The sequence below is a fragment of the Stenotrophomonas beteli genome (assembly GCF_001431665.1).
In the GTDB taxonomy this organism is placed as follows: domain Bacteria; phylum Pseudomonadota; class Gammaproteobacteria; order Xanthomonadales; family Xanthomonadaceae; genus Stenotrophomonas; species Stenotrophomonas beteli.
Genome location: NZ_LLXV01000039.1, coordinates 15,852 through 38,896, shown reverse-complemented (window position 1 = coordinate 38,896; position 23,045 = coordinate 15,852). Strand labels below are relative to the sequence as shown.

Here is a 23,045-nt window from a genome sequence, read left to right as displayed (position 1 = left end):
CCACAAGCCCTTCCGCGAATTTCAAACACTCGATTGAAACGCTGCAAACTTCGCCGAACTGGACAGCATCCACCGCTTCCGCCAGACTGCCGCCCTTTCCCGTCTTCCGGATCCCATGGCGAAGCTGCTGGTCCTGCACGGCCCCAACCTCAACCTGCTCGGCACCCGCGAGCCGGAGGTCTACGGCCACACCACGCTGGCCGACATCGACCAGGCTCTGGCCGCGCAGGCGTCCGCCGCCGGGCACGCTGTGGAAAGCCTGCAGTCCAATGCCGAGCATGTACTGGTGGACCGCGTGCAGGCCGCGCGCAACGACGGAACCGCTTTCATCCTGATCAATCCCGCCGCCTTCACCCACACCTCGGTCGCCCTGCGCGACGCGCTGGCGGCGGTGGCGGTGCCGTTCATCGAGATCCACCTGTCCAACCCGCATACCCGCGAACCCTTCCGCCAGCACAGCTACTTCAGTGACAAGGCGGTGGGCGTGATCTGCGGCTTCGGCGCCGACGGCTACCGCTATGCAATGGATGCGGCGCTGCTGCGCGTGCAGGCGGCCAGCGCGTGAAGATGCCGCCGCGCATGCTTGCCGGCATCCTGCTGTGGGCCGGTCTGTGCGGCGCCAGTGTCGCTGCCGAGCGCGCGGCCGCAGGCATCGACTGCGCACAGGCAAGCGGCGGCTACGAGCGCGACATATGCGATTCCGATCGCCTGGATGATGCCGACAGCGCATTGAACGCCGTCTACGCGCAGGCGCGTGGCGAACTGAAGGCGCAGGCAACCGATGGCAGCTGCAGCCGCTGCGCGGTGGCCGAACAGCAGCTGGTGAAGGCCCAGCGCATCTGGATCACCTTGCGCGATGCAGATTGCGAGGCGGTGTATGCCTTCAATGCAGACGGCACCTCGCGCAACCCCGCGAAGATGCAATGCCTGATCACCCAGACGCGCGACCGTACGCGGCAGCTGCGCGAGTTCTACGAACTGCTTTGAACCGAGTGCAACCGCACTCTCCACCACACTGACATCACGAGCAAAGAGGCCACCATGGATCTCCGCAAAATCAAGAAGCTGATCGACCTGCTGGAAGAGTCGAACCTGGCTGAAATCGAAATCAAGGAAGGCGAAGAGTCGGTGCGCCTGTCGCGCGCCCCGGTGGCCGCCTATGCCGCCCCGGCCGCTGCCCCGGTGTATGCCGCCCCGGCCGCCCCGGCGCCGCAGGCGATGCCGATGCAGTCGCCGACCGAAGCCTCCACCGGCGGCACTGCCAAGCCGGGCCCGGCGCTGCCGGAAGGCCACGTGCTGCGTTCGCCGATGGTCGGCACCTTCTATGCCTCGTCCGCTCCGGACAAGCCGGCCTTCGTCACCGTTGGCCAGCAGGTCAAGGAAGGCGAAACCCTGGCCATCATCGAAGCGATGAAGATGTTCAACCCGATCGAAGCCGACACGTCCGGCACCATCGTCGCCATCCTCGGCGAGAACGGGCAGCCGGTGGAGTTCGACCAGCCGCTGTTCGTGATCGGCTAAGGGGCGGACGCCATGCTCGACAAAGTCGTCATTGCCAACCGAGGGGAGATCGCGCTGCGCATCCTGCGCGCGTGCCACACCCTGGGCATCCGCACGGTGGCCGTGCACTCCACGGTCGACCGCAACCTCAAGCACGTGGCCATGGCCGACGAGTCGGTCTGCATCGGCCCGGCACCGTCGCCGCAGAGCTACCTGAACATCCCGGCACTGATCGCCGCCGCTGAAGTCACCGACGCCCAGGCCATCCACCCGGGCTACGGCTTCCTGTCGGAGAACGCCGACTTCGCCGAGCGCGTGGAGGAGTCCGGCTTCATCTTCATCGGCCCCAAGGCCGACACCATCCGCATGATGGGTGACAAGGTCGAAGCGATCCGCGCGATGAAGGCCGCCGGCGTGCCGTGCGTGCCCGGTTCGGGTGGCCCGCTGGGCGACGACATCGTGGCCAACACCAAGATCGCCCGCGAGATCGGCTACCCGGTCATCATCAAGGCCGCTGGCGGCGGTGGCGGCCGCGGCATGCGCGTGGTGCACGCCGAAGCCTCGCTGAAGACCTCGATCGAAACCACCAAGAGCGAGGCCAAGGCCGCGTTCGGCAATGGCGAGGTCTACATGGAGAAGTTCCTGGAAAATCCGCGCCATGTGGAGATCCAGGTGCTGGCCGATGGCCAGGGCAATGCCATCCACCTGGGTGAGCGCGACTGCTCGATGCAGCGCCGCCACCAGAAGGTGGTGGAAGAAGCCCCGGCACCGGGCATCACCGCCGAACAGCGCGAGCAGATCGGCAAGGTGTGCACCGAAGCCTGCGTGCGCATCGGCTACCGCGGCGCCGGCACGTTCGAGTTCCTGTACGAGGACGGCCGCTTCTACTTCATCGAAATGAACACCCGCATCCAGGTGGAACATCCGGTCACCGAAATGGTCACCGGCATCGACCTGGTGGCCGAGCAGCTGAAGATCGCCGCCGGCCAGAAGCTGTCGATCAAGCAGAGCGACGTGGTGCTGACCGGCCATGCCATCGAGTGCCGCATCAATGCCGAAGACGCTGAGACCTTCGTGCCGAGCCCGGGCACCATCACCGGCTTCCATCCCCCGGGTGGCCCGGGCGTGCGCGTGGACACCCACATCTACAGTGGCTACCGCGTGCCGTCCAACTACGATTCGATGATCGGCAAGCTGATCGTGCACGGCCCGGACCGCGAAACCGCCATCGCCCGCATGCGGGTGGCGCTGAGCGAGATGGTGGTCGATGGCATCAAGACCAACATCGCCCTGCAGCAGCGGATCATGCGCGACAAGGGCTTCCAGGCCGGTGGCCAGAACATCCACTACCTGGAAAAACGACTGGCCGAACGCAAGAACAAGCCGATCGCGCTGACCTGATCGGCGCCAGGCGCTGGACATGAAAAGGGCGGGGAAATCCCCGCCCTTTTTTTGTTGCTGTAAAGCCGAGCCCATGCTCGGCTTGCTGGCAAGCTCAGCCGAGCGTGGGCCCGGCTCTACGGCAGGCGCATCAGCGCTTGCTGGCCGCTTCGGCCGGAATCTGCGACTTCGCCAACGGGCGTACGCCGTTGGGCGAGCTCGGATCGACGATCACCATGGTCTCGGTCGAGCCGTCCGGCCACACCACCTGGAAGGTGCTGCCGGCCGGAAGCGAGGTGAACGGCATGCCGGTCTGCGCACGATAGACCGCCGCCACCTGGCTGGCACCGGTGCGGCGTATGTCTTCCGGTGCCTTCACCGTGGTCAGTTCCACCTTCGACAGATGACGGTAGCGGTCCTCATAGGTATCGATCATCAACAGGCCAACCGCACCGGCCGAGTAGGCCACGAACAGCGCCACCCAGAACCAGAACTTCGCCCCATGCAGGAATCGACGGTAATTCATCGCCCGTCCCTCTTTCCAATCAATCGCTTGATCCATTCCTTCATCTTCCCAGCACCTTGCGGTGAAACCGCAGCGTCATATACGAAATCCCGGAAATCCTGCGTCCCATCCTGCGAACAGATCCCTCCGTTCGCACAAAAACTGTTGACCAGCACGCTGTCGGCCCCACACGGTAGACCGAGTTCGCAGGCTGCAAGCCGCCAGGCCAGTTCGCTCAGCTGCTCGCCGGCCACCAGGCCCTCCAGCGCGCTGTCGCCGGCCGCACGCACACCCATGCCGGGCGCGATGGCCATGTAGGCCTCCGGGTCATGCGAGGTACGCACGCGCTCGACCAGGTCACGGCGGTATTCGGGCGAGTCGTGCAGCGGTTCGCCTTCAGCGAACAGCGATGCCTCGGCGGCCAGGTTGCCCTGTGCGGCGGCCTTGCGACGTTCGGACAGCACCAGCGCCGCGCCCAGCTTGTCGCCCGGCACGAAGCCGCCGCATCGCTGCGCAACGCGCTCGCGTGCCTCGACCATGGCCGGCGCGGCGGTCAACCCCAGTCCACTCAGCACATTGTTGTCCAGGCGGTAGCCGCCGGGATCCAGGGCGTACTGCGCGCAGTAGTCGTACACCCGGCTGAGCATCCAGCGCGCCTCGTGATTGCCGCCGTCAGCCTGGGCACGCAGGCGCTGCGCGTAGGCATACAGGTCGTTGGCGTCTTCGATGTCGGCCCGAAGGTCCAGCGGCAGGCCCGACGGCAACGCATCGCTGCGCTCGAAGGTGGCCAGCCGGCGCGCCAGCGCCTCGGGCACCACGGGCAACGCGGCGGTGTTGTCCACCGCCGGGACCACGGCCGGTGCGTCCGCCCGCACGACCGGCGGCGCCACCACGTGGCCGCTGGCCCGATACCCGGCCACGCCCAGCACGGCCACCGCCGGCAGCACGAGCAACCAGGTTTTGAGGGTCGGAGCCAGGGCCATCAGCAGCGGTGATCGTTCACAGCGCACAGGAAAGCGCCGAGTTTAGCAAGGCCCGGCAGGCCTGTCTGAATCCGCCCCGTTCATCCAGCAGGGGCATCTCAGGCAATACGGAGACGCCCCGATGGTCTAGCATGGCCCCCTTTCCCGCCATTGCCCCCCACCGCCATGCCGTTCCTGGAACTGACCCTGCGTTGCACCGAAGCCACCCAGCCCCGCTATGAGAACGCGCTGGAGGACGTGGGCGCGCTGGCTGTCACGCTGCTCGATGCCGAGGCGGACACCAGCAACGAGCAGGCCATCCTCGAGCCGGGCGTGGGTGAGACGCCGCTGTGGGACACCCTGGTGCTGAGCGCGCTGTTCCCCGCCGACAGCAACGCGCTGCTGCTGCTGGCCGCCCTGGAAGCCTTCGACCCCGAGCTGGACTGGAGCGGCGGCAGCTTCCGTGCCGTCGAGGACGAAGACTGGGAACGCGCCTGGCTGGACCAGTTCCAGCCGATGGATTTCGGCAGCCGTACCTGGATCGTGCCGTGGAACCATGACCTGCCGGACGCCGCGCAGAGTGCCGACGCCGCCGTGGTACGACTGGATCCGGGCCTGGCCTTCGGCTCGGGCACCCACCCCACCACCGCGCTGTGCCTGCGCTGGCTGGACCAGCTGGCCGTGGATGGCCTGCTGCAGGGCCAGCGCGTGCTCGACTTCGGCTGTGGCTCGGGCATCCTGGCGCTGGCCGCGCTGAAGCTGGGCGCGGCCGAAGCGATCGGCGTGGACAACGATCCGCAGGCCCTGGTCGCCACCGCCGACAATGCCGAACGCAACGGCGAGCAGGCACGCATGCAGGTCTACCTGCCGCAGGACGAACCGGTCGCCACCTATCCGATCGTGGTCGCCAACATCCTCGCCTCGGCGCTGGATGCGTTGGCCGAACTGCTGGCCGCGCGCGTGGCCCCGGCGGGCCGCATCGCGCTGTCCGGCATCCTGCACGGCCAGGAAGGCGAACTGCTGCAGCGCTATGCCGCCTGGTTCGATGATCTGCAGGCCACCCAGGATGGCGACTGGATGCGCATCACCGGCGTGCGCCGCGCCTGATCGTGGTTGAATGACTGCTGGATCCGAGCCCGCGCCCTGAGCATGTCCGAGCCGAACCCGCCGCGCCGCCCCCTGGCCACTTTCCTGCACGCCACGCCGGAGCGTACCGCCGCACCTGCAGGTGATGCGCACGCACCGGACCCGGTGGCGAATGACACGCCGGGCAACACCACCGAGGCGTCACCTGAAGCGACGCTCCAGGTGGCGGCACCGGAGCAGGCCGACGGGCCGCACGCCGATGCGGCGGTCATCGAAGAACAGGCGGCGCTGGGCCCGCCCGACGTCGCGCACACAACGGCACCGGTAGCCGCGCGCGACGCCCCGAGCTTCCTCGGCACCACGCGCCCCCGCGCCCTGCCGACGCCACGCTGGCACTGGGCGCTGGTGGCCGGGCTGGCACTGCTGCTGTTGCTGCAGAGCGTACTGGCCGATCGCGCGCGGCTGGCCGCCGACGCCGGCAACCGCGGCTGGTTGAGCGCGTTGTGTGGCGCGCTGCGCTGCGACCTGCCGGCCTGGCACGAGCCTGCCGCGTTCACCATGACCAGCCGCGAGATCCGCCCGCTGCCCGGACAGCCCGGCGTGCTGCAGGTACAGGCCAGCATCCGCAACGATGCACGCTGGGCACAGGCATGGCCGGACCTGCGCCTGTCGCTGTCCGATGCCGACGGACGGATCATCGGCAGTGGCGTGTTCGCACCCGCGCAGTATCTGGGCGAGACCCCTGGCGCGGCCCTGCTGGAACCCGGCCAGAGCGCACGCATTGCCTTCCGCGTACAGGAACCCGCTGCGTCAACCGTCGCATTCACCTTCGACTTCCTGTGACAGGCCGGAGGCGACCAGCCGTGGCAGGTCGGGCACGCTCGCGCTAGACTGGCCGCCACCACCTCGTCCGGCCGCGCGCCCCGCGCGCACGGGCACCACAGATCGGGAACCCCCTTGAACGCTGTCCTCTCTCGTCCTGACAACAGTCGTGGCGCTCCCCGGCCACCGCTGCGTGAACATGTCGCCCAGTCCGTGCGCCGTTACCTGCGTGACCTTGATGGCTGCGACGCGGACGATGTCTACGAGATCGTGCTGCGCGAGATGGAGATTCCCCTGTTCGTGGAGGTACTCAACCACTGCGAAGGCAACCAGAGCCGCGCCGCGGCGATGCTGGGCATCCACCGTGCCACCCTGCGCAAGAAGCTGAAGGAATACGGCATCAGCGCGTAAGCGCATGCCTGGATCGTGCGGGCCGCTGCCTGGCAACCCCACGAACGATGCCAGGATGTTGCAGTTGCCGGCCAGCGGCCGGCACTACCCGCAGATCCACGCCATGCGTGGATGAAAGCCCGGCAGTATCACCCGCCCCCGCCCGCCTTCCAGTAATACCGCACCACGTGGAAGAACACCGGCGCGGCAAAACACACCGAATCGAGCCGGTCGAGCATGCCGCCATGGCCCTCGATCATGTGGCCCCAGTCCTTGATGCCACGGTCACGCTTGATTGCCGACATCACCAGGCCGCCCCAGAACCCCATCAGGTTGATCAGCAGCGACAGGCCGAACGCCTGCAGCGGGGTGAACGGGGTGATCCACCACAATGCCGCGCCCAGCGCGCTGGCGCTCAGCACGCCGCCCACGAAGCCCTCCACCGTCTTCGACGGCGACAGCTTCGGGGCGATCAGGTGCCGGCCCAGCAGCTTGCCCCAGATGTACTGCAGCACATCCGAGGACTGCACCACGATCACCAGGAAGGCAAACAGCAGCACGTTGCGCGCCGGGTCATGCCCGGGCACATGCAGGTTGAGCAGCAGCGGCACATGCGAGATGCAGAACACGCAGATCATCAGCCCCCACTGCACCTTCGCCGTCCGCTCCAGGTAGTGCGTGGTATCGCCACCGATGGTGGACAGGATCGGCAGGAACAGGAACGCATAGACCGGGATCAGCAGCGTGTACATGCCATACCAGTCGATCCACACCAGGTAGTACTGCCACGGCAGCACGATGTAGAACGCGGCCAGCAGCGCGTAGTAGTCACCCGAGCGCGTCGGCGCCAGGGTGATGAACTCGCGCAGCGCGAACAACGAGATGATCGCGAACAACACGATCACGCCGGCACGGCCGAACAGCAACGCGCCGCCGACCACGATGGCCATCACCCACCACGCACGGATGCGCGAGACCAGATTGGCGATCACTGCGCTGGGCTGCCCGCGCTGGCGCCAGCGCAGTGTTTCGGACACCAGCGTGGCCACGACCAGCACCGCACCGACGCCGGCGAACAGCAGCCCGGTCTGCTGGCCCACGCTCTGCGCTGCCAGGTCGCCGGAAACATCGATCAGGAAACTCATGCACGCCCTCCATTCGGCGCCAGGTCCAGCAGCGCCTGGCGGCTGCGTGCCAGGAACGCAGCCTTGTCCTCATCGGCCTGCAACCGCAGCGGCGTGCCGAAGGTGGCCGTGCACAGCAGCGGCAGTGGCAGGAACCGCCCCTTCGGCATCACCCGCTTCAGGTTGTCGATCCACACCGGCACGAACTCCAGTTCCGGGCGCTGCCGCGCCAGGTGGTAGATGCCGCTCTTGAACGGCAGCAGCGGCTCGTCGCCGACGTTGCGTGTCCCTTCCGGGAACAGGATCAGCGAGCAGCCTTCGTCGACGGCCTCGCGCAGTACCTGCAACGGATCCTGCTGGCGATGACCCGCCTCGCGCTCGACCAGCACGCCGTTGAACACCGCATCGATCAGGTAGCGGCGCAGGCCGTCGCGCTGCCAGTATTCGGCCGCCGCCACCGGTCGCACCCGGCGGCGCAGGGCCGGCGGCATCGACGACCAGATCAGCACGAAGTCACCATGGCTGGCATGGTTGCCGTAGTAGACACGGTGCTCGCTGGACGGCGCGCAGCCGATCCACAGCGCACGCGCGCCGGTTACCACATGGATCGCGCCACTGCAGGCGCGCGCAATCAGTTCGGCGAACATCGGTTCCTCCCGTTCACGTCTGCGGCCACACCACGGCCAGCACCAGCAGTGCAACCTGCACGGCGGTCAACAGATACTGGCGCAGCAGCAACCGGCGCATGCCGGCCCAGCGTGTGTCCCAGCCACGCAGCGGCGCATCCGGCTGTAAGCGGCGCAGGCCACTGTCGTGCAGCAGCTGATCGATCCGGCGCGCGGCGGCATCACCGTCCAGGCCTTCATCGCCGAGCAACTGCAGCAGGCTGGCATCCAGCTCCACCCGCCATGCGTGGTAGCCCTGTGCGAGTCCGGCCCCGACGCTGAGCAGCACCAGGCCAGCGGCGATCATCGCCAGCCCCGGCTCCAGGCCGAGCAGCAGCACGCCCGCCAGCAGCAGCCCCAGCGACAGCAACGCAGGCCAACGCCCCTGCCGCAGCAGCAGCCGCATGGCCGCAATGTCCGGCGTCGTGCTCATGCTGGGTCTCCGGCCGCGACGGCAATCGCGCGCAGGTGCGCTTCGCCCAGCACGATGCCGGGGCGCACGCCACGCACAATCGACACCGCCGCCTCGACATCCGCCGCGCGACCGCTGCGCAACAGCCAGGTGGCCACGCTGGCCGCACTGCGCGAGTAGCCCAGCGCGCAGCACACCAGCAGCGGGCCGTGCGCACGCAGCCGCTCGATGGCCTCGGCCGCCTCGCGCAGCTGTGCCGCGCTCGGCACCAGCAGATCCAGCATCGGCACGCTGGCGTAGGTGGCGCCCGGTGCACGGCAGGACAACTCGGCACAGGCATCCACCACCGCCATCAGCGGTGGCGGCAATGCACCGTTGGGAATGCGGCCCAGCCACACGCCATCCAGCACCGCCACCGGCTGCGGCGCGCGCCGCGTCCACAGCCGTGAGTTGATCCAGGCCGCGCCGAGGTAGGGCGCCAGCAGCCAGCGCGCGGCCATGCTCAGGCGCCCATCGGCGCGCTTCTGGAACACCGCCGTGCCCAGCCCGGCGTAGGCCATCGCCACCAGCAGCAGCGACACCACCGGCCACAGCAGCCACAGCGCGGCACCCCGCAGCACGACAACCGGCACCAGCAACGCTATGGCCCCGAGCAGGTACAGCATCGCCAGGCGCCAGCGCTTCGCATCGCGGGCGGCATGCCAGGCCCGCAACGGTGGCGTGCCCTGCTCCGGCCACAGCCACACGCACAGCCACCCGGCCAGCAGGCCGGTCGGGATGTCGATGAAGTGGTGCTGGAACGTGGTCAGCACCGAAACACCGATCAGCAGCGCCCACACGTGCAGCACCCAGCGCCAGACGCCGTGCAGGTACTGCGCGAACTTCACCCACAGCACGATCAGCAGCACGATGTGCAGCGATGGCGCCTGGTTGAACGGCTTGTCGAAGCCCAGCAGCACATCGAACAGCCAGCCGAAAACGCCGCCGATCTCCGGCCGCTCGAAGCTGAAGCGCAGCGGCCACAGCAGGAAGCAGGTCACCGCGATCAGCTGTGCACTGAGCAGGCGCAACGCGTGCCGGTCCAGTTCCAGCCGCCGCCGGCACAGGAAGAACGAGATCGCGTAGAACAGGTCGATCGACCAGTACGGCACGATCGTCCACGGCACGAACGGGATGCGTGTCTCCCATGCGAACGCCATCACCGGCAAGGTGGCGTGGCGGCCGGCCATCCAGTTGGCGAAGCCATAACTGGCAAAGAAGAACGGGCCGAGCAGGGCCAGCCACAGCAGGGCACGCCGCCAGGGGCGCCCCTCCGCGGCCAGCGGGGTTGCGGCGAGCGTCGCCATCACGCGGTCCGGCGTGCCAGCGACACGGTGAAGATGCCGAAGTCATCGATGCGCTGGGCGACCTTCTCGAACCCGGCCAGGCGCACCAGCTCATCCATCTCCTGCTGGGTACGGCGGCGCATCACCCACGCAGCGCCACCGCGATGGCTGGTCAGCGCGCGGGCGATGAATTCCAGCTGCGGGTGCCAGGGCTGGCCGGTGTAAGCCAGGTAGCCGCCCACCGGCACGGTTGCGGCAATGCCCTGCAGCGAGCGCAGCACCGCATCGTTGTCGGGGAACAGTTCGTACAGGCCCGACACCACCGCCAGCGTCGGCGCCGGGTCCACCTTCGCCAGCTGCGCCGGGTCGAACGCGTCGCCCTGCTCGAAGCGCGCGATATCGGCCGCGCCCAGGCGTTCAATCAGGGCCTGGCCCTGGGTCACGTTCAACGCGCTGAAGTCACGCAGCACGATGCGGTCGGCGCGCTGTTCGCCCTGGCCCAGCGCCTCGAGCACATAGCGGCCATGGCCGGCGGCGACGTCCAGCACCCGCACCGGCGTGCCTCGCCCGCGCAGGCGCTGGGCAGCGTCGCGCAGCAGTTCCTGCAGGTGCTGGCCACGCACGCGGATACCACGCCAGCCGATCGCGTCCAGGTAGTTGCGGTCGACCATTCGCCCCAATGGGCCCTTGCCGCGCGCCTCATTCCGGTAGATGTAGTCCAGCGTGCTGCCGGAATCGAAACCGGTCTGCAGGCCCAGCGCAATGCCTTCGGACAATGTGCCACCGAAGCGCAGGCCGCCACGCACCACGCGCCAGCGCAGATCGGCCACGCTGTTGCGCTCCGGTGGCCAGGCCAGGATCTCCGATTCCTCGAAGGTCGGCCCGTGGCGGTGCGCATCGCGACGGGACAGCTCACGCAGCGGCTCGGCGAAACGTGCCTGGATGAAGCTGCGGATGCGCGCCAGTGCCGGTGCCCGATCGCGCTCGCCCAGCGTGTCGTGGAAGAAGCCCGGCAGGTGCACGCGCTCCTTGATCGGGCTGGACAGGCGCTCGTAGAAGCGGTCCTGCGGGCCACGGTGCACCACGAAGTCCGAGCCGGACACCAGCAGCTGCACCGGCACGCTGATCGCCTGTGCATCGGCCACGATGCGGTCGGCGGCCTCGTACAGGCCGAGCAACACGCGCACCGAGATCGGGCGGGTGATCAGCGGATCGGTGCGATAGCTCTCCACCCGCGCCGGGTCATGGGTCAGCCACTGCGGCTTGACGTAGCTGTTGACGAAGAAATTGCCGCGCAGCTTCTGCATCAATGCCAGGCCCGGCCGCGCGAACGGCACGTACAGCTTCACCTTGAACGCCGGCGAGGCCATCACCAGCGCGCGCAGGCGCGGCGCGTAGTCATGCACCCAGGTGGCGGCAACGACAGCGCCCACGCTCTGCGCGATCACCACGATGTCGTCCACCGCAATACCGTGCTCGGCGCCGATGTGGGCAATGAAATTGTCCAGATCGCGCACGAGCGCCGGGAAGCCCGGTGCATCGCCACGTGCGCCCGGCGAACGCCCATTGCCGCGCGCGTCCCAGGCGAAGAACGCCGTATCGGGCAGGTCCAGCTCATCGACCAGATGGGTGACCCGCCCGGAATGCTCATGGCCGCGGTGCAGCAGCACGATGGCCTTGGTGGCCGGGGTTGCGGTGGTGCCCGCCCAGTACCGGTAGAACAGCGGTACCTGGTCGAAGCTGTGGAACTCCCGTTCCTGCGCCTGACGCATGCAATCTCCTGATTGTCTTCTTGTATCTGCTTGGTTAATTCGGCGAAACCGCCGCTTCCCGCAGTCCGCGACGGACGCGGTTGATCATCGTCAGCACGCACAGCACCGCCATGACCGCAGCCACGCCAGTGACCGTCATCGCGCCAACCCATTCAAACGCCAGCAGCAGGCCCAGCGCACCGATCACGAAGGCGCGATCGCTCTTGCCCATCGGGCCGTCATAGCGGCGGCTGGCACCGACCATCAGCCCCAGTACGCCGGCGTATTCGCTCAGCGCCGCGGTCCAGGCCAGCAGCCACAGGGCCCCCGGGCGCACGCCCGGCACGCTCAACAGGCTCAGGTACAGCGCCGCATCGGCGATCACATCGCACAACTCGTTCAGATAGGCGCCGAGCCGCGACTGCTGGCCGAACTCGCGTGCCAGCATGCCGTCCACGGCGTTGAGCGCCATGCGCAGCAGCATCCACAGCGGCAGCAGCAGGTACAGCAGGGGCTGGGCCGGCGCGCAGCACCAGACGGCGGCGGCCACCAGCAGCGAGACCACGGCGGCGGCCACGGTCACCGCATTGGCGGTGATTCCCATGCGGTACAGGCCACGTACGGCCGGACGCAGGAGATCCTGAAAACGTCCTTTCAATGCATAGATCGACACGATCCGAACCCGCTGATCCTTGGCAGTTCCGGCACAGCCTACCCGATCAGGGTGCTGCCGCCGCATCGAATTGCTTGCAGTCTGCGGCCAACCGGCCCGTGCCGAAGGCGGCCACAGGCCCGTGACGGCAGCCGAATTCACCCGCCAGCGCCCGCCACCGGCCCCTACCGCCTACAATATCGGCCCCGCTCCGCTGCCGATTCTGTCCCATGACTGCTGATCTGTTGCCCGTCCGCCGGGCCCTCCTCTCCGTTTCCGACAAGACCGGCCTGGTCGAGCTGGCCACTGCGCTGGCGGCACGCGGCGTGGAGCTGCTGTCCACCGGCGGCACCGCCAAGGCGATCCGCGATGCGGGCCTGGCCGTGAAGGACGTGGCCGACGTCACCGGTTTCCCGGAAATGATGGACGGCCGGGTCAAGACCCTGCACCCGATGGTGCACGGCGGCCTGCTGGGCCGTTCGGGCCTGGATGATGCGGTGATGGCCGAGCACGGCATCGGCGCCATCGACCTGCTGGTACTGAACCTGTACCCGTTCGAATCGGTCACCGCCAAGGCCGACTGCACCCTGGCCGACGCGGTGGAGAACATCGACATCGGCGGCCCGGCCATGCTGCGCTCGGCGGCCAAGAACTTCGCCCGCGTGGCAGTGGCCACCGACCCGGCGCAGTACGCCGAGCTGCTGGCCTCGCTGGACGCCAACGACGGCCAGCTGTCGGCCAGCACCCGCTTCGCCTTCTCGGTGGCTGCGTTCAACCGCGTCGCCCAGTATGACGCCGCGATCAGCAACTACCTGTCGGCGGTCACCGCCACCGACGCCGCCGTGCCGGCGCGTGCCGAGTACCCGGCACAGATGAACTCCACCTTCGTGAAGGTGATGGACCTGCGCTACGGCGAGAACCCGCACCAGAGCGGCGCGTTCTACCGCGACCTGTACCCGGTGCCGGGCACGCTGGCCACCTTCCAGCAGCTGCAGGGCAAGGAACTGAGCTACAACAACCTGGCCGATGCCGATGCGGCGTGGGAATGCGTGCGCCAGTTCGACGCGCCGGCCTGCGTCATCGTCAAGCACGCCAACCCGTGCGGCGTGGCCGTCGGCGCCGGCAACGGCGATGCCTACGAGCTGGCCTACGCCACCGACCCGACCAGCGCCTTCGGCGGCATCATCGCCTTCAACAAGCCGCTGGACGCCGCCACCGCCAAGGTGATCCTGGACCGCCAGTTCGTCGAAGTGCTGATCGCCCCGGACTACGAGCCGGCTGCGCTGGAATACGCGCAGAAGAAGGCCAACGTGCGCGTGCTGCGCATCCCGCACGGTGATGGCCTGAACAACTTCGACAGCAAGCGCGTCGGCTCGGGCCTGCTGCTGCAGTCCTCGGACAACCGCGGCATGACCCGCGACGAACTGAAGGTGGTCAGCACGCTGGCACCGACCGACAAGCAGTTCACCGACCTGCTGTTCGCCTGGAAGGTGGCCAAGTTCGTGAAGTCCAACGCGATTGTGTACGCCAAGGACAATCGCACGATTGGCGTGGGCGCCGGCCAGATGAGCCGCGTGTACTCGGCCCGCATCGCCGGCATCAAGGCCGCCGATGCGAACCTGGTGGTCGAGGGTTCGGTGATGGCTTCCGATGCGTTCTTCCCGTTCCGCGACGGCATCGACGCCGCTGCTGCCGCCGGCATCAAGGCGGTCATCCAGCCGGGCGGTTCGATGCGCGATGCCGAAGTGATCGCCGCCGCCGACGAGCATGGCCTGGCCATGGTGTTCACCGGCGTGCGCCACTTCCGCCACTGATCCGCATCACGAAGCCGGGCTCTGCCCGGCTTTTCTTTTCCGTATCCGAGAACCCTGTCCCATGAAGATCCTCGTCATCGGCTCCGGCGGCCGCGAACACGCCCTCGCATGGAAGCTGGCCCAGTCCTCCCGTGTCACCGAAGTGATCGTCGCGCCCGGCAACGCCGGCACCGCCAGCGAAGACAAGTGCCGCAACGTGGCGGTGAAGGTAACCGACATCGACGGCCTGCTGGCGCTGGCACAGGCCGAAGGCGTGGCGCTGACCGTGGTCGGCCCGGAAGTACCGCTGGTGGCCGGCGTGGTCGACCGCTTCCGCGCCGCCGGCCTGCGCATCTTCGGGCCGACCGCCGCCGCCGCGCAGCTGGAGGGCAGCAAGGCCTACGCCAAGGACTTCCTGGCCCGCCACAACATCCCCACCGCGTTCTACGCGGTGCACACCGAGGTGGACGCGGCGCTGACCTATGTACGCGAGAAGGGCACACCGATCGTGGTCAAGGCCGATGGCCTGGCCGCCGGCAAGGGCGTGATCGTGGCGATGAGCCTGACCGAGGCCGAGGACGCGGTGCGTGACATGCTGTCCGGCAACGCGTTTGGCGATGCCGGTGCGCGCGTGGTGATCGAAGAGTTCCTCAATGGCGAGGAAGCCAGCTTCATTTCCATGGTGGACGGCGTGTACGCGCTGCCGATGGCCACCTCGCAGGACCACAAGCGCGTCGGTGACGGTGATACCGGCCCGAACACCGGCGGCATGGGCGCCTACTCGCCAGCCCCGGTGGTGACGCCGGAGGTACATGCACGCGTGATGCGCGAGGTGGTGAACCCGACCGTGCAGGGCATGATCGCCGACGGCATCCCGTTCACCGGCTTCCTCTACGCCGGCCTGATGATCGACGCCAGCGGCGCGCCGAAGGTGATCGAGTTCAACGTGCGCTTCGGCGACCCGGAAACCCAGCCGGTGATGCTGCGCCTGCAGACGGACCTGGTGGAGCTGGTGGAAGCGGCCATCGATGGTCGCCTGGACCAGGTGCAGGCCCAGTGGGATGCACGCCCGTCACTGGGCGTGGTGATGGCCGCGAAGCCCTACCCGGAGGCGCCGATCACCGGCGATGTGATTTCCGGTCTGGGCGATGTGCCGGCCAGTGCCAAGGTGTTCCATGCCGGCACCACGCTGGACGCGCAGGGCCAGGTGGTCAGCGCCGGCGGCCGCGTGCTGTGCGTGGCGGCGCTGGGCGACCGCGTGCGTGACGCGCAGGCCAATGCCTATGCCGGTGTGGCCAAGGTGAGCTGGGCCAACGAGTTCCACCGCAACGACATCGGCTGGCGCGCGATCGCACGCGAGGACTGAGGCACACCCCGCTTCCATGCCTGGCGTGGATGGAATACCACGGAAAAGCAAAGGCCCGGCATTGCCGGGCCTTTGCTTTACAGGACTGCTTCGAGACCCTTCCGATCAATCAGGTTAAGCAACTTCAGTGACGGTCCGCTGGGTTTCTTTTCGCCCTGCTCCCAGCTGCGTACGGTGGAAACGCTGGTATTGAGAACCCCCGCAAAGACCGGCTGACTGAGCTGCAATGACGTACGCAGAGCACGGATCTGGGCGCCGCTGTACTCAGGGATCGGCTCAAGGCAAAGCGCTTCGTAGCTGCTCAACCGACGTTTATCGATGAAGCCATGCGCGTGCAGACTCACAGCAGCATCATGCACCGCTTCAAGAAGCGCACTTTTCGCGCGCCGTCGCTCAGGGGTCTTCGTCACGGCCGATCTCCTGTAGATCCCCGTACTGCACGGCACGATTCACCTGCGCCGTACTCATTCTCAGGAACTCAGACGCATACAGCTGAAGGGCGTCGCGTTCCGCGCTACTGATGGTCGCGCGCGCGTTCTTCTCGTAGCCGGAGAAAGAACCAGTAGCGCCCCACCTTAGTTGCGACAATAACGTGGGCGCTACCGCGCTTTCCGCGGCCCGGCAGCGCAACTCGCTTTTTGAGAAGGCCGCCCCCTATATCTGCATCAATCAGTCCTTGACGCATTTCCACCACCGCGCAGCACAAGGCTCTATCGGTCAGTGAAGAACGTCATGCACTGCGGTTGAAGCTTCGAGTGCGGAAGACACGTGACATGATCATACCGTGCCACCGAGTGGTACGGCGTGGAAATCAGCGTCCAGCGCATGCTCCGGTCGGCGCGGCTGCCGCCCTGGCGTCAGGATTGATCCACGCCATGCGTGGATGCGCTCCAGAAACAAAAAGGCCCGGCATCACCGCCGGGCCTTTCTTCATTCCAACGCCATCCCGCCTTACGCGGTGAACAGCGCCTTCATCTTCTTCAGCGCGTTCGCTTCAACCTGGCGGATGCGCTCGGCCGACACGCCGTACTCGTCGGCCAGCTCCTGCAGCGTCACCTTGCTGTCGGCATCCAGCCAGCGGCGGCGGATGATGTCACGCGAACGCGCATCCAGCTCGGCCAGGCCTTCGCGCAGCAGCTGCATCTGGTTGTCTTCGCTGTCGGCACGCTCGTAGGCCATCGACGGGTCTTCATCGTTGGCTACGAGGAACGCAGCCGGCGACGGCGGCGCATGCTCGTTGTCCTCGTCGGTCGGCGCATCGAAACCGATATCGCGACCGGACAGGCGCGATTCCATTTCCATGACCTCACGCTCGGACACGTTCAGATCCTTGGCCACCGCGCTGACTTCGGCCGCGTTCATCCAGCCCAGGCGCGTCTTCGACTTGCGCAGGTTGAAGAACAGCTTGCGCTGCGCCTTGGTGGTGGCGACCTTCACGATGCGCCAGTTCTTCAGGATGAACTCGTGCATCTCGGCACGGATCCAGTGCACGGCGAAGGACACCAGGCGCACGCCCATTTCGGGGTCGAAGCGCTTGACCGCCTTCATCAGGCCGATGTTGCCTTCCTGGATCAGGTCGCCCAGCGCAAGGCCGTAGCCGTTGTAGCCGCGGGCCACGTGCACCACGAAGCGCAGGTGCGAATGCACCAGCTCGCGGGCGGCGTCCAGATCATTGCCGTCGCGGAAGCGACGGGCCAGGTCCTGTTCGTCATCGACCGACAGCACCGGGATCTGGTGCACGGCACCGATGTAGGCGTCCAGCGAACCGAGCGCACTGGGAATCGGGAGATTGTTTGCCACAAGGGCAGTAGAGGTGTTCTGGCTCATAGGCACCCATCTTAGCAGTCCGGGATTTGGACTGCTAAAGGAGGAAAAAGTTCCAGCATCCTATTGATGCAACACTGGTCCCAAACAGAGCCCTACCGTAGCGCGATTTGATGACAGTGGCGAGCACGCTTTTCGGGATTCACAATCCCTTGGAATTCAAGCAATTAACTGGCAGAAACCGGCCGATTTCAGTCAAGCGGAGCTGAACGGGCCGTTCTGAAGGCCTATTCAGGCCCGGAGACGTTGCCCGGTGTTCAGGCCCAGCAGCCCGCCGGTACTCAGAGCGCCGAACGCGGCGGCAGCGACCAGTCGATCGGGGCCTGGCCGCGGCGCTGAAGGTACTCGTTGGCCATCGAGAAATGCCGGCAGCCGAGGAAGCCCCGATGGGCCGACAGCGGCGACGGGTGCGGCGACTTCAGCACGCGGTGGCGACGGGTGTCGATCACCTTGCCCTTCTGCTGCGCATAGGCGCCCCACAGCATGAACACCAGGCCTTCGCGTTCGCGGTTGAGCACGTCCACCACGTGATCGGTGAAGCCCTCCCAGCCACGTCCCTGGTGCGCACCAGCCTTGCCCTCTTCCACCGTCAGCACGGCATTGAGCAGCAGCACGCCGCGCTGCGCCCACGGGATCAGGCAGCCGTGGTCCGGGCGCGGGATACCGAGATCGCTCTCGATCTCCTTGTAGATGTTCAGCAGCGACGGCGGCACCGGCACGCCAGGCGGTACCGAGAAACTCAGGCCATGGGCCTGGCCGCGGCCGTGGTACGGGTCCTGGCCGAGGATCACCACCTTCACCTGCTCGAACGGCGTGGCATCGAACGCGGCGAAGATCTGCGGGCCGGGCGGGAACACCGCCGCACCGCTGGCCTTGCGCTGGCGCAGGAAGCTGGACAGCTCGCGCATCTGCGGCTGCAGCAGGTAATCACCGACGTGCTGCTTCCAGCTCGGTTCCAGCTGGATCGTCGGGGTGTCAGCTACTTCATCGATCATCGCAACAAAGGTCCATCATTCAATCGGGCCAGGCGCAGCTGGAACAGCACCTTGGTGACCAGCAGGCGCTCTTCGATCGGCTTGAGCACCAGATCATTGGCACCGGACTGCAGCAGCCCGGTCTGATTGTGCGGGTTGCCATCACCGGTCATCACCAGCACCGGCAGGCGGCGCTTGCCGTAACCAAAGTCCACGCGTACGCGCTGCACCACGTCGCGGCCGCTCAGCTCGCCCTTCAGGGTGACGTCGGTCAGCACCAGGTCGATGCGGTGGCGGCTGCGGCCCAGCGACTCGGCGGTGAGCAGGGTGAACGCCTCTTCGGCGCTGACCACGTGCAGCACGTTCAACTGCTGGCGTTCGAGCATGCGCTTGGTGGCCTCGGCCACCACGCGGCTGTCCTCGATGTAGAGGATGGTGGCGCCGGGAATGGTCTGCGGCTGCACGTAGCCACGGATGAAGGTCGCCAGTGCCTCGTGGCCCAGCGCCTTGTCGAAGTAATCGGTGACGTATTCGGTGAAGCGGCGCTGCTCCAGGTGCTGCTGGGCGTCGCCGGAGACCACGATCACCGGCACGTACGCCTGGCCGGCCGCTTCGCGCACCATCCGCGCCAGCGCCAGGCCGTCGCCATCACGCAGGGTCAGCGAGGTGGTCACCAGGTCCACCGGGCCCTGCGCCAGCGCCTGCTGCGCGTCCTCGATGCTGTCGCAGCCGATCACCTCCACGCCCGGCAGGTCGCGCTGCAGGACGTCGGCGATCAGCTTGCGGACCAGCTTGGAACCATCGACCACCATCACCCGCGTCGCGGGCCCTTCAAGGTGCTTCAGCGCTTGCGGTTGCATGCCGGTCTCAGGTGTCGGTCGGGCGGGTCTGGCGGAGGAAGTGGCCGGTCACCAGCCAGGCGCCCAGCCAGCCCAGCAGCAGCGTGCCGAGCAGGACCAGGCCACCGTGCAGCAGGTCCAGGCCGTGCAGCACGAACGGGCTGCCGTAGCTGCGCGAGAGTTCGGCCAGCGGTATGCGCAGCGCGGCACCCGCGGCGCCGATCAGGGCCAGCGCCACCGCGCCGGCGCCGAGGCCGTACCAGGCGCCCAGATACAGGAACGGGCGGCGGATGAAGCCATCGCTGGCACCGAGCAGCTGCAGCACGCCGATCTCCTCGCGACGCGCCTGGATATCCAGGCGCACGGTATTGCCGACCACCAGTGCGGCGCCCGCGCCGAGCAGCACCGACAGCACCTGCACCAGCCGCGCACCGAAGGCCAGCCAGGCATCCAGGCGCTGGCGCCACAGCGCATCGTGCTGCACCAGGTCGGCCTCGGGCAGGCTTTCCAGCGCGCGTGCCAGGCGTGCGTCGTCCTTGCCCTGGCCGGGGGTGATCACCAGCAGCGACGGCAGCGGGTTGTCGTTGAGTGCATCGATCGCCTCGCCGAGGCCGGCATCGCGCAGTTCCTGCAGGCCCTGCTCGGGCGTGCGCACGTTCACCCCGGACACGTCGTCGCGGTCACGCAGCTGGCCCGCCAGGCGCAGCGCAGCGGGGCCATCGACATTGCCCTTCAGGAACACGTTGATGTCGCGCGACTGCTGCACGCTGCCGGCGAACTGCTTGAGGTTGTCCAGCGCGATCGACAGCCCCAGCGGCAACGCCAGTGCCAGCGCCATGACCATCACCGTCAGCAGGGTCGCCCATGGCTTGCGGAAGGCGCGGCCGAGGCTGAAGACCACGCTGTGCGCGTGGTGCTGGAACCAGACGCCCACGCGCGAGGGTGCGGCGGCTTCGCTGTTTTCGTTCTTGGCCATGGGTTACTCCGCCAGGTCCTGCGGCGAGATGTCATCCACCAGCCGGCCGTGGTCAAGGATCAGCACGCGCTTGCGCATGCGGCGCAGCAGCGGCAGGTCGTGGCTGACCACCAGCACGCTGGTGCCGCGCGCGGGCAGCTCGGCGAACAGGGCCATGATCTCTGCCGCCAGGGTCGGGTCGAGATTGCCGGTGGGTTCGTCGGCCACCAGCAGCTTGGGCTCACCGACGATCGCGCGGGCGATGCCGACGCGCTGCTGCTCGCCAGCGGACAGCTGCGAAGGCAGTGCCTTCTCGCGGTGGCCCAGGCCCATGCGCTCCAGCACCGAGCGCACGCGCTTGTTGATGTCGCTACGGCGGGTACCGCGCAGGATCAGCGGCAGCGCCACGTTCTCGGCGATGGAACGGCCCATCAGCAGGCGGTGGTCCTGGTAGACCGCCCCCACCGCGCGTCGGTGGCGGGGCACGTCGCCACCGCGCACCTTCAGCAGGTTGCGCTCGTCGAACAGCACTGCCCCGCGGCTGGGCCGCTCGTCCAGGTGGATCAACTTGAGCAGGGTGCTCTTGCCCGCACCGGAATGGCCGGTGACGAACAGCATCTCGCCCGGCGCGACCTCGAAGCTGACATCGGTCAGTGCCTCGTGGCCACCGGCGTACTGTTTGCTGACATTGTCGAAGCGCAGGACACTCATGCCCCGATTATGCAGGACCGGCGCGACGTCGTGGAGACGGTCGCACGATCGGTAGTGCCGGCCGCTGGCCGGCAGCCGTGTGGGTTGCCGGCCAAAGTGGGTGCCGACAATTGGTTGGCACCCCCTTCAATGTCGCCCGACCAACGGTCGGGCGCTACCCGCTGATCAGCTGCCGGACAGCATCCGACGGATCTTGCGGCCGATGCGGGTCAGGAACGAATCGCCGGTATCAGCAGTCGTGCGCACCGGCTTGGCCACCACCTGTACCGGGGTGACCGGGCTGGCGCCGTTGCCGGCCGTGGCCTGCACGCCCTCGGCACCCTCGACCGGACGGCCGTGGCGACGACGACGGCGCTTGCGCGGCTTGCGCTCGCCCTCGGCGGTACCTTCCGGCGCACCTTCGGCACGTGGCGGACGCGGCGGGCGCGGCGTCTGGGCCACGGCGGCTTCGGCACCTTCGACCGGTGCGGCAGCCGTCTGCTCGCCTTCCACGCGCGGCTTGCGCGGGCCACGCGAACGACGCTCGCCACTGCGCTCACCATCGCGACGCTCGCCTCGGCCACCGCCGGAGCGGCCACCACTGCGGCCACCGCCACGACGCTCCTCCTCGGCAGCGCGGGCTTCGCGCGCTTCACGGAAGATCTGGCCGACGCTCTCGTTCTCCTCGCCTTCCTCGCCAGCGGCCGGCGCCGGGCGCTCCGGGCGCGGCAGCGCGGTCAGCAGTTCCTTGGTGACCGGCTCAGACGGAATCTTCTGCTCGATGTAGGCCTCGATGTCCGGCAGGCCCATCGCATAGCGCTCGCAGGCGAAGCTGATCGCATCGCCCTCTTCGCCCAGGCGCGCGGTACGGCCGATGCGGTGCACGTAGTCTTCGGCATCGAACGGCAGGTCGTAGTTGTAGACGTACTTGATGCCGTCGATGTGCAGGCCGCGCGCGGCCACGTCGGTGGCCACCAGGATTTCCAGCTGGCCCTTCTGGAAGCGGTTGAGCAGGCTCTCGCGCTTCTTCTGTGGCACGTCGCCGGACAGCACGCCGACGCGGTAGCCAGCCTTTTCCAGCGAGCGGGCGACGCGCTCGACGAACACCTTGGTGTTGACGAACACCATGGTGCGCGCGCCTTCGCTGCGCGAGAGCAGGCCCAGCAGCAGCGGGATCTTCTCGTCGTCGGCCGGGAAGTAGATGCGCTGGCGCACACGCGCGGCGGTGATGGTTTCGGCTTCGACCACCAGCTTCTGCGGCTCGTTCATGTGCTCGTAGGCCAGCTCCAGCACGCGGTGGCTGAGCGTGGCGCTGAACAGCAGGGTCTGCCGGATGGTGCGCTCGGGCATGCGGCGCAGCAGGAAGCGGATGTCCTTGATGAAGCCCAGGTCGAACATGCGGTCGGCTTCGTCCAGCACGCAGATCTCGCAGGCGTGCAGCGAGACCACCTTGTGCTGCTTGACGTAGTCGATCAGGCGGCCCGGGGTGGCGATGATCACGTCCACGCCCTGCTGCAGGATCTCGCGCTGCTTGTCGTAGTCGACGCCACCGTAGACCAGCGCGAAGCGCAGGCCGAGGTCGGAGCCGAACTTCACCGCATCCTTGTGGATCTGGATGGCCAGTTCGCGGGTCGGGGCCAGGATCAGCGCGCGCGGGTCTTCCGGCTTGCGGTCGGCCAGCGCCGGCCGGCTCAGCAGGCGGTTCACGACAGCCACCAGGAAGGCCAGGGTCTTGCCGGTGCCGGTCTGGGCCTGGCCGGCCACATCACCGCCGGCCAGCGCGACCGGCAGGGTCAGCGCCTGGATCGGGGTGCAACGGGTGAATCCGGCTCCTTCAAGGCCAGCCTGCAGGGCCGGATGCAGCTCGAAGGAGGAAAAGGTCAAATCGGTCAGCGGTTTGTCGCTCATGGGTCCGTCTTGGTATGGCCGTCGGCCCGTGGGGCGGGCGGCGCTTCATCGTCTAGGGGCACCGTCGCAAACTGCGGCCCCTGCGGCGGGTTGGCAGGCAGGGACCACCCGGTCCGCACGCC

Annotated in this window: 25 protein-coding genes; 9 read left to right on the top strand and 16 right to left on the bottom strand. The window is 67.7% G+C overall.

What is annotated here, in order from left to right; translation table 11 throughout:
- Window positions 1-115: 115 nt before the first annotated feature.
- The 4 genes from aroQ to accC are packed head-to-tail and all read left to right on the top strand — an operon-like array spanning window position 116 to window position 2,901.
- A complete protein-coding gene (gene aroQ, locus ARC23_RS10150) occupies window positions 116-565 on the top strand; it encodes a type II 3-dehydroquinate dehydratase (protein ID WP_057497121.1) in 450 nt (149 codons plus the stop codon).
- Window positions 562-987 carry a lysozyme inhibitor LprI family protein gene (locus ARC23_RS10145; RefSeq protein WP_057497120.1) on the top strand — a complete coding sequence of 142 codons (426 nt, stop codon included), beginning with the start codon at window positions 562-564 and terminating at the stop codon, window positions 985-987. The genes aroQ and ARC23_RS10145 overlap by 4 nt, the downstream gene beginning before the upstream one ends.
- A gap of 54 nt (window positions 988-1,041) precedes the next feature.
- The gene (gene accB / locus ARC23_RS10140) at window positions 1,042-1,521 is read left to right on the top strand and encodes an acetyl-CoA carboxylase biotin carboxyl carrier protein (protein ID WP_057497119.1); all 480 of its coding nucleotides are present in this window, start codon (window positions 1,042-1,044) and stop codon (window positions 1,519-1,521) included.
- Window positions 1,522-1,533: 12 nt separating this feature from the next.
- A complete protein-coding gene (gene accC, locus ARC23_RS10135) occupies window positions 1,534-2,901 on the top strand; it encodes an acetyl-CoA carboxylase biotin carboxylase subunit (protein ID WP_049395360.1) in 1,368 nt (455 codons plus the stop codon).
- A gap of 130 nt (window positions 2,902-3,031) precedes the next feature.
- Here the strand turns inward: accC and ARC23_RS10130 are convergent, their stop codons facing one another.
- Together ARC23_RS10130 and ARC23_RS10125 are read right to left on the bottom strand one after the other, a co-directional pair.
- On the bottom strand, window positions 3,032-3,406 hold the full coding sequence (locus ARC23_RS10130; protein WP_057497118.1) for a hypothetical protein: 375 nt from the start codon (window positions 3,404-3,406) through the stop codon (window positions 3,032-3,034).
- The gene (locus tag ARC23_RS10125) at window positions 3,403-4,368 is read right to left on the bottom strand and encodes a hypothetical protein (RefSeq protein WP_057497117.1); all 966 of its coding nucleotides are present in this window, start codon (window positions 4,366-4,368) and stop codon (window positions 3,403-3,405) included. Before ARC23_RS10125 ends, ARC23_RS10130 begins: the two co-directional genes overlap by 4 nt.
- Before the next feature lie 165 nt (window positions 4,369-4,533).
- Between ARC23_RS10125 and prmA the strand changes: the two genes are divergently transcribed.
- The 3 genes from prmA to fis all read left to right on the top strand — a co-directional run bounded on the left by prmA (window position 4,534) and on the right by fis (window position 6,666).
- Complete coding sequence (gene prmA, locus ARC23_RS10120) at window positions 4,534-5,454, top strand: 50S ribosomal protein L11 methyltransferase (protein WP_057497116.1); 921 nt, start codon at window positions 4,534-4,536, stop codon at window positions 5,452-5,454.
- A 42-nt stretch (window positions 5,455-5,496) separates the two neighbouring features.
- Window positions 5,497-6,276: a DUF3426 domain-containing protein gene (locus ARC23_RS10115; RefSeq protein WP_057497115.1), complete on the top strand. Its 780-nt coding sequence runs from the start codon at window positions 5,497-5,499 to the stop codon at window positions 6,274-6,276.
- Window positions 6,277-6,390: 114 nt separating this feature from the next.
- On the top strand, window positions 6,391-6,666 hold the full coding sequence (gene fis / locus ARC23_RS10110; RefSeq protein WP_005419706.1) for a DNA-binding transcriptional regulator Fis: 276 nt from the start codon (window positions 6,391-6,393) through the stop codon (window positions 6,664-6,666).
- A 128-nt stretch (window positions 6,667-6,794) separates the two neighbouring features.
- Here fis and ARC23_RS10105 read toward each other — a convergent pair whose 3' ends face one another.
- From ARC23_RS10105 to ARC23_RS10080, 6 genes are read right to left on the bottom strand one after another with little or no spacing between them, the layout of a single operon-like run.
- Entirely contained in the window at window positions 6,795-7,790 is a 996-nt protein-coding gene (locus ARC23_RS10105) for a phosphatidate cytidylyltransferase (protein ID WP_057497114.1), read from the bottom strand.
- The gene (locus ARC23_RS10100; RefSeq protein WP_057497113.1) at window positions 7,787-8,416 is read right to left on the bottom strand and encodes a lysophospholipid acyltransferase family protein; all 630 of its coding nucleotides are present in this window, start codon (window positions 8,414-8,416) and stop codon (window positions 7,787-7,789) included. Before ARC23_RS10100 ends, ARC23_RS10105 begins: the two co-directional genes overlap by 4 nt.
- 13 nt (window positions 8,417-8,429) lie before the next feature.
- Entirely contained in the window at window positions 8,430-8,867 is a 438-nt protein-coding gene (locus ARC23_RS10095; RefSeq protein ID WP_057497112.1) for a hypothetical protein, read from the bottom strand.
- Window positions 8,864-10,192, bottom strand: a complete 1,329-nt coding sequence (locus tag ARC23_RS10090; protein ID WP_057497111.1) for a phosphatase PAP2/dual specificity phosphatase family protein — start codon at window positions 10,190-10,192, stop codon at window positions 8,864-8,866. Before ARC23_RS10090 ends, ARC23_RS10095 begins: the two co-directional genes overlap by 4 nt.
- Window positions 10,192-11,943, bottom strand: coding sequence for a bifunctional alpha/beta hydrolase/class I SAM-dependent methyltransferase (locus ARC23_RS10085; protein WP_057497110.1), 1,752 nt, complete (start codon window positions 11,941-11,943; stop codon window positions 10,192-10,194). The genes ARC23_RS10090 and ARC23_RS10085 overlap by 1 nt, the downstream gene beginning before the upstream one ends.
- A gap of 34 nt (window positions 11,944-11,977) precedes the next feature.
- Entirely contained in the window at window positions 11,978-12,595 is a 618-nt protein-coding gene (locus tag ARC23_RS10080) for a CDP-alcohol phosphatidyltransferase family protein (protein WP_057497109.1), read from the bottom strand.
- Window positions 12,596-12,804: 209 nt separating this feature from the next.
- On the opposite strand from ARC23_RS10080, the gene purH reads away from it, so the two are divergent.
- Together purH and purD are read left to right on the top strand one after the other, a co-directional pair.
- Window positions 12,805-14,388 carry a bifunctional phosphoribosylaminoimidazolecarboxamide formyltransferase/IMP cyclohydrolase gene (gene purH / locus ARC23_RS10075; RefSeq protein ID WP_057497108.1) on the top strand — a complete coding sequence of 528 codons (1,584 nt, stop codon included), beginning with the start codon at window positions 12,805-12,807 and terminating at the stop codon, window positions 14,386-14,388.
- 61 nt (window positions 14,389-14,449) lie between these two features.
- Window positions 14,450-15,733, top strand: coding sequence for a phosphoribosylamine--glycine ligase (purD, locus tag ARC23_RS10070; protein ID WP_057497107.1), 1,284 nt, complete (start codon window positions 14,450-14,452; stop codon window positions 15,731-15,733).
- Between the two features lie 77 nt (window positions 15,734-15,810).
- On the opposite strand, the gene ARC23_RS10065 is transcribed toward purD, so the two are convergent.
- The 8 genes from ARC23_RS10065 to rhlB all read right to left on the bottom strand — a co-directional run bounded on the left by ARC23_RS10065 (window position 15,811) and on the right by rhlB (window position 22,923).
- A complete protein-coding gene (locus ARC23_RS10065; RefSeq protein WP_057497106.1) occupies window positions 15,811-16,143 on the bottom strand; it encodes a helix-turn-helix domain-containing protein in 333 nt (110 codons plus the stop codon).
- A 104-nt stretch (window positions 16,144-16,247) separates the two neighbouring features.
- On the bottom strand, window positions 16,248-16,418 hold the full coding sequence (locus ARC23_RS21345; protein ID WP_341271525.1) for a type II toxin-antitoxin system RelE/ParE family toxin: 171 nt from the start codon (window positions 16,416-16,418) through the stop codon (window positions 16,248-16,250).
- A gap of 266 nt (window positions 16,419-16,684) precedes the next feature.
- The gene (gene rpoH / locus ARC23_RS10055) at window positions 16,685-17,560 is read right to left on the bottom strand and encodes an RNA polymerase sigma factor RpoH (protein ID WP_049428989.1); all 876 of its coding nucleotides are present in this window, start codon (window positions 17,558-17,560) and stop codon (window positions 16,685-16,687) included.
- A gap of 278 nt (window positions 17,561-17,838) precedes the next feature.
- Window positions 17,839-18,552, bottom strand: coding sequence for a uracil-DNA glycosylase (gene ung, locus ARC23_RS10050; protein WP_057497105.1), 714 nt, complete (start codon window positions 18,550-18,552; stop codon window positions 17,839-17,841).
- Entirely contained in the window at window positions 18,549-19,391 is an 843-nt protein-coding gene (locus ARC23_RS10045; RefSeq protein WP_049424094.1) for a response regulator, read from the bottom strand. The genes ung and ARC23_RS10045 overlap by 4 nt, the downstream gene beginning before the upstream one ends.
- A gap of 7 nt (window positions 19,392-19,398) precedes the next feature.
- Window positions 19,399-20,346 (bottom strand): permease-like cell division protein FtsX, encoded by a 948-nt coding sequence (gene ftsX, locus ARC23_RS10040; protein WP_057497104.1) that lies wholly within the window; start codon window positions 20,344-20,346, stop codon window positions 19,399-19,401.
- Window positions 20,347-20,349: 3 nt separating this feature from the next.
- On the bottom strand, window positions 20,350-21,036 hold the full coding sequence (ftsE, locus tag ARC23_RS10035; protein WP_057497103.1) for a cell division ATP-binding protein FtsE: 687 nt from the start codon (window positions 21,034-21,036) through the stop codon (window positions 20,350-20,352).
- A gap of 165 nt (window positions 21,037-21,201) precedes the next feature.
- Complete coding sequence (gene rhlB, locus ARC23_RS10030) at window positions 21,202-22,923, bottom strand: ATP-dependent RNA helicase RhlB (RefSeq protein WP_057497102.1); 1,722 nt, start codon at window positions 22,921-22,923, stop codon at window positions 21,202-21,204.
- Between the last annotated feature and the right edge of the window lie 122 nt (window positions 22,924-23,045).

Excerpts from the sequence above, each read along its gene's own strand:
- accC (WP_049395360.1), top strand. The coding sequence starts at position 1,534 with ATGCTCGACAAAGTCGTCATTGCCAACCGAGGGGAGATCGCGCTGCGC.
- purH (WP_057497108.1), top strand. The coding sequence starts at position 12,805 with ATGACTGCTGATCTGTTGCCCGTCCGCCGGGCCCTCCTCTCCGTTTCC.
- ARC23_RS10085 (WP_057497110.1), bottom strand. The coding sequence starts at position 11,943 with ATGCGTCAGGCGCAGGAACGGGAGTTCCACAGCTTCGACCAGGTACCG.
- accB (WP_057497119.1), top strand. The coding sequence starts at position 1,042 with ATGGATCTCCGCAAAATCAAGAAGCTGATCGACCTGCTGGAAGAGTCG.
- ARC23_RS10105 (WP_057497114.1), bottom strand. The coding sequence starts at position 7,790 with ATGAGTTTCCTGATCGATGTTTCCGGCGACCTGGCAGCGCAGAGCGTG.
- ARC23_RS10045 (WP_049424094.1), bottom strand. The coding sequence starts at position 19,391 with ATGCAACCGCAAGCGCTGAAGCACCTTGAAGGGCCCGCGACGCGGGTG.
- ARC23_RS10125 (WP_057497117.1), bottom strand. The coding sequence starts at position 4,368 with ATGGCCCTGGCTCCGACCCTCAAAACCTGGTTGCTCGTGCTGCCGGCG.
- ARC23_RS10100 (WP_057497113.1), bottom strand. The coding sequence starts at position 8,416 with ATGTTCGCCGAACTGATTGCGCGCGCCTGCAGTGGCGCGATCCATGTG.
- purD (WP_057497107.1), top strand. The coding sequence starts at position 14,450 with ATGAAGATCCTCGTCATCGGCTCCGGCGGCCGCGAACACGCCCTCGCA.
- ARC23_RS21345 (WP_341271525.1), bottom strand. The coding sequence starts at position 16,418 with ATGCGTCAAGGACTGATTGATGCAGATATAGGGGGCGGCCTTCTCAAA.
- ARC23_RS10130 (WP_057497118.1), bottom strand. The coding sequence starts at position 3,406 with ATGAATTACCGTCGATTCCTGCATGGGGCGAAGTTCTGGTTCTGGGTG.
- rhlB (WP_057497102.1), bottom strand. The coding sequence starts at position 22,923 with ATGAGCGACAAACCGCTGACCGATTTGACCTTTTCCTCCTTCGAGCTG.
- ftsE (WP_057497103.1), bottom strand. The coding sequence starts at position 21,036 with ATGAGTGTCCTGCGCTTCGACAATGTCAGCAAACAGTACGCCGGTGGC.
- ARC23_RS10115 (WP_057497115.1), top strand. The coding sequence starts at position 5,497 with ATGTCCGAGCCGAACCCGCCGCGCCGCCCCCTGGCCACTTTCCTGCAC.
- ftsX (WP_057497104.1), bottom strand. The coding sequence starts at position 20,346 with ATGGCCAAGAACGAAAACAGCGAAGCCGCCGCACCCTCGCGCGTGGGC.
- ARC23_RS10090 (WP_057497111.1), bottom strand. The coding sequence starts at position 10,192 with ATGGCGACGCTCGCCGCAACCCCGCTGGCCGCGGAGGGGCGCCCCTGG.
- ung (WP_057497105.1), bottom strand. The coding sequence starts at position 18,552 with ATGATCGATGAAGTAGCTGACACCCCGACGATCCAGCTGGAACCGAGC.
- prmA (WP_057497116.1), top strand. The coding sequence starts at position 4,534 with ATGCCGTTCCTGGAACTGACCCTGCGTTGCACCGAAGCCACCCAGCCC.
- aroQ (WP_057497121.1), top strand. The coding sequence starts at position 116 with ATGGCGAAGCTGCTGGTCCTGCACGGCCCCAACCTCAACCTGCTCGGC.
- rpoH (WP_049428989.1), bottom strand. The coding sequence starts at position 17,560 with ATGAGCCAGAACACCTCTACTGCCCTTGTGGCAAACAATCTCCCGATT.
- ARC23_RS10095 (WP_057497112.1), bottom strand. The coding sequence starts at position 8,867 with ATGAGCACGACGCCGGACATTGCGGCCATGCGGCTGCTGCTGCGGCAG.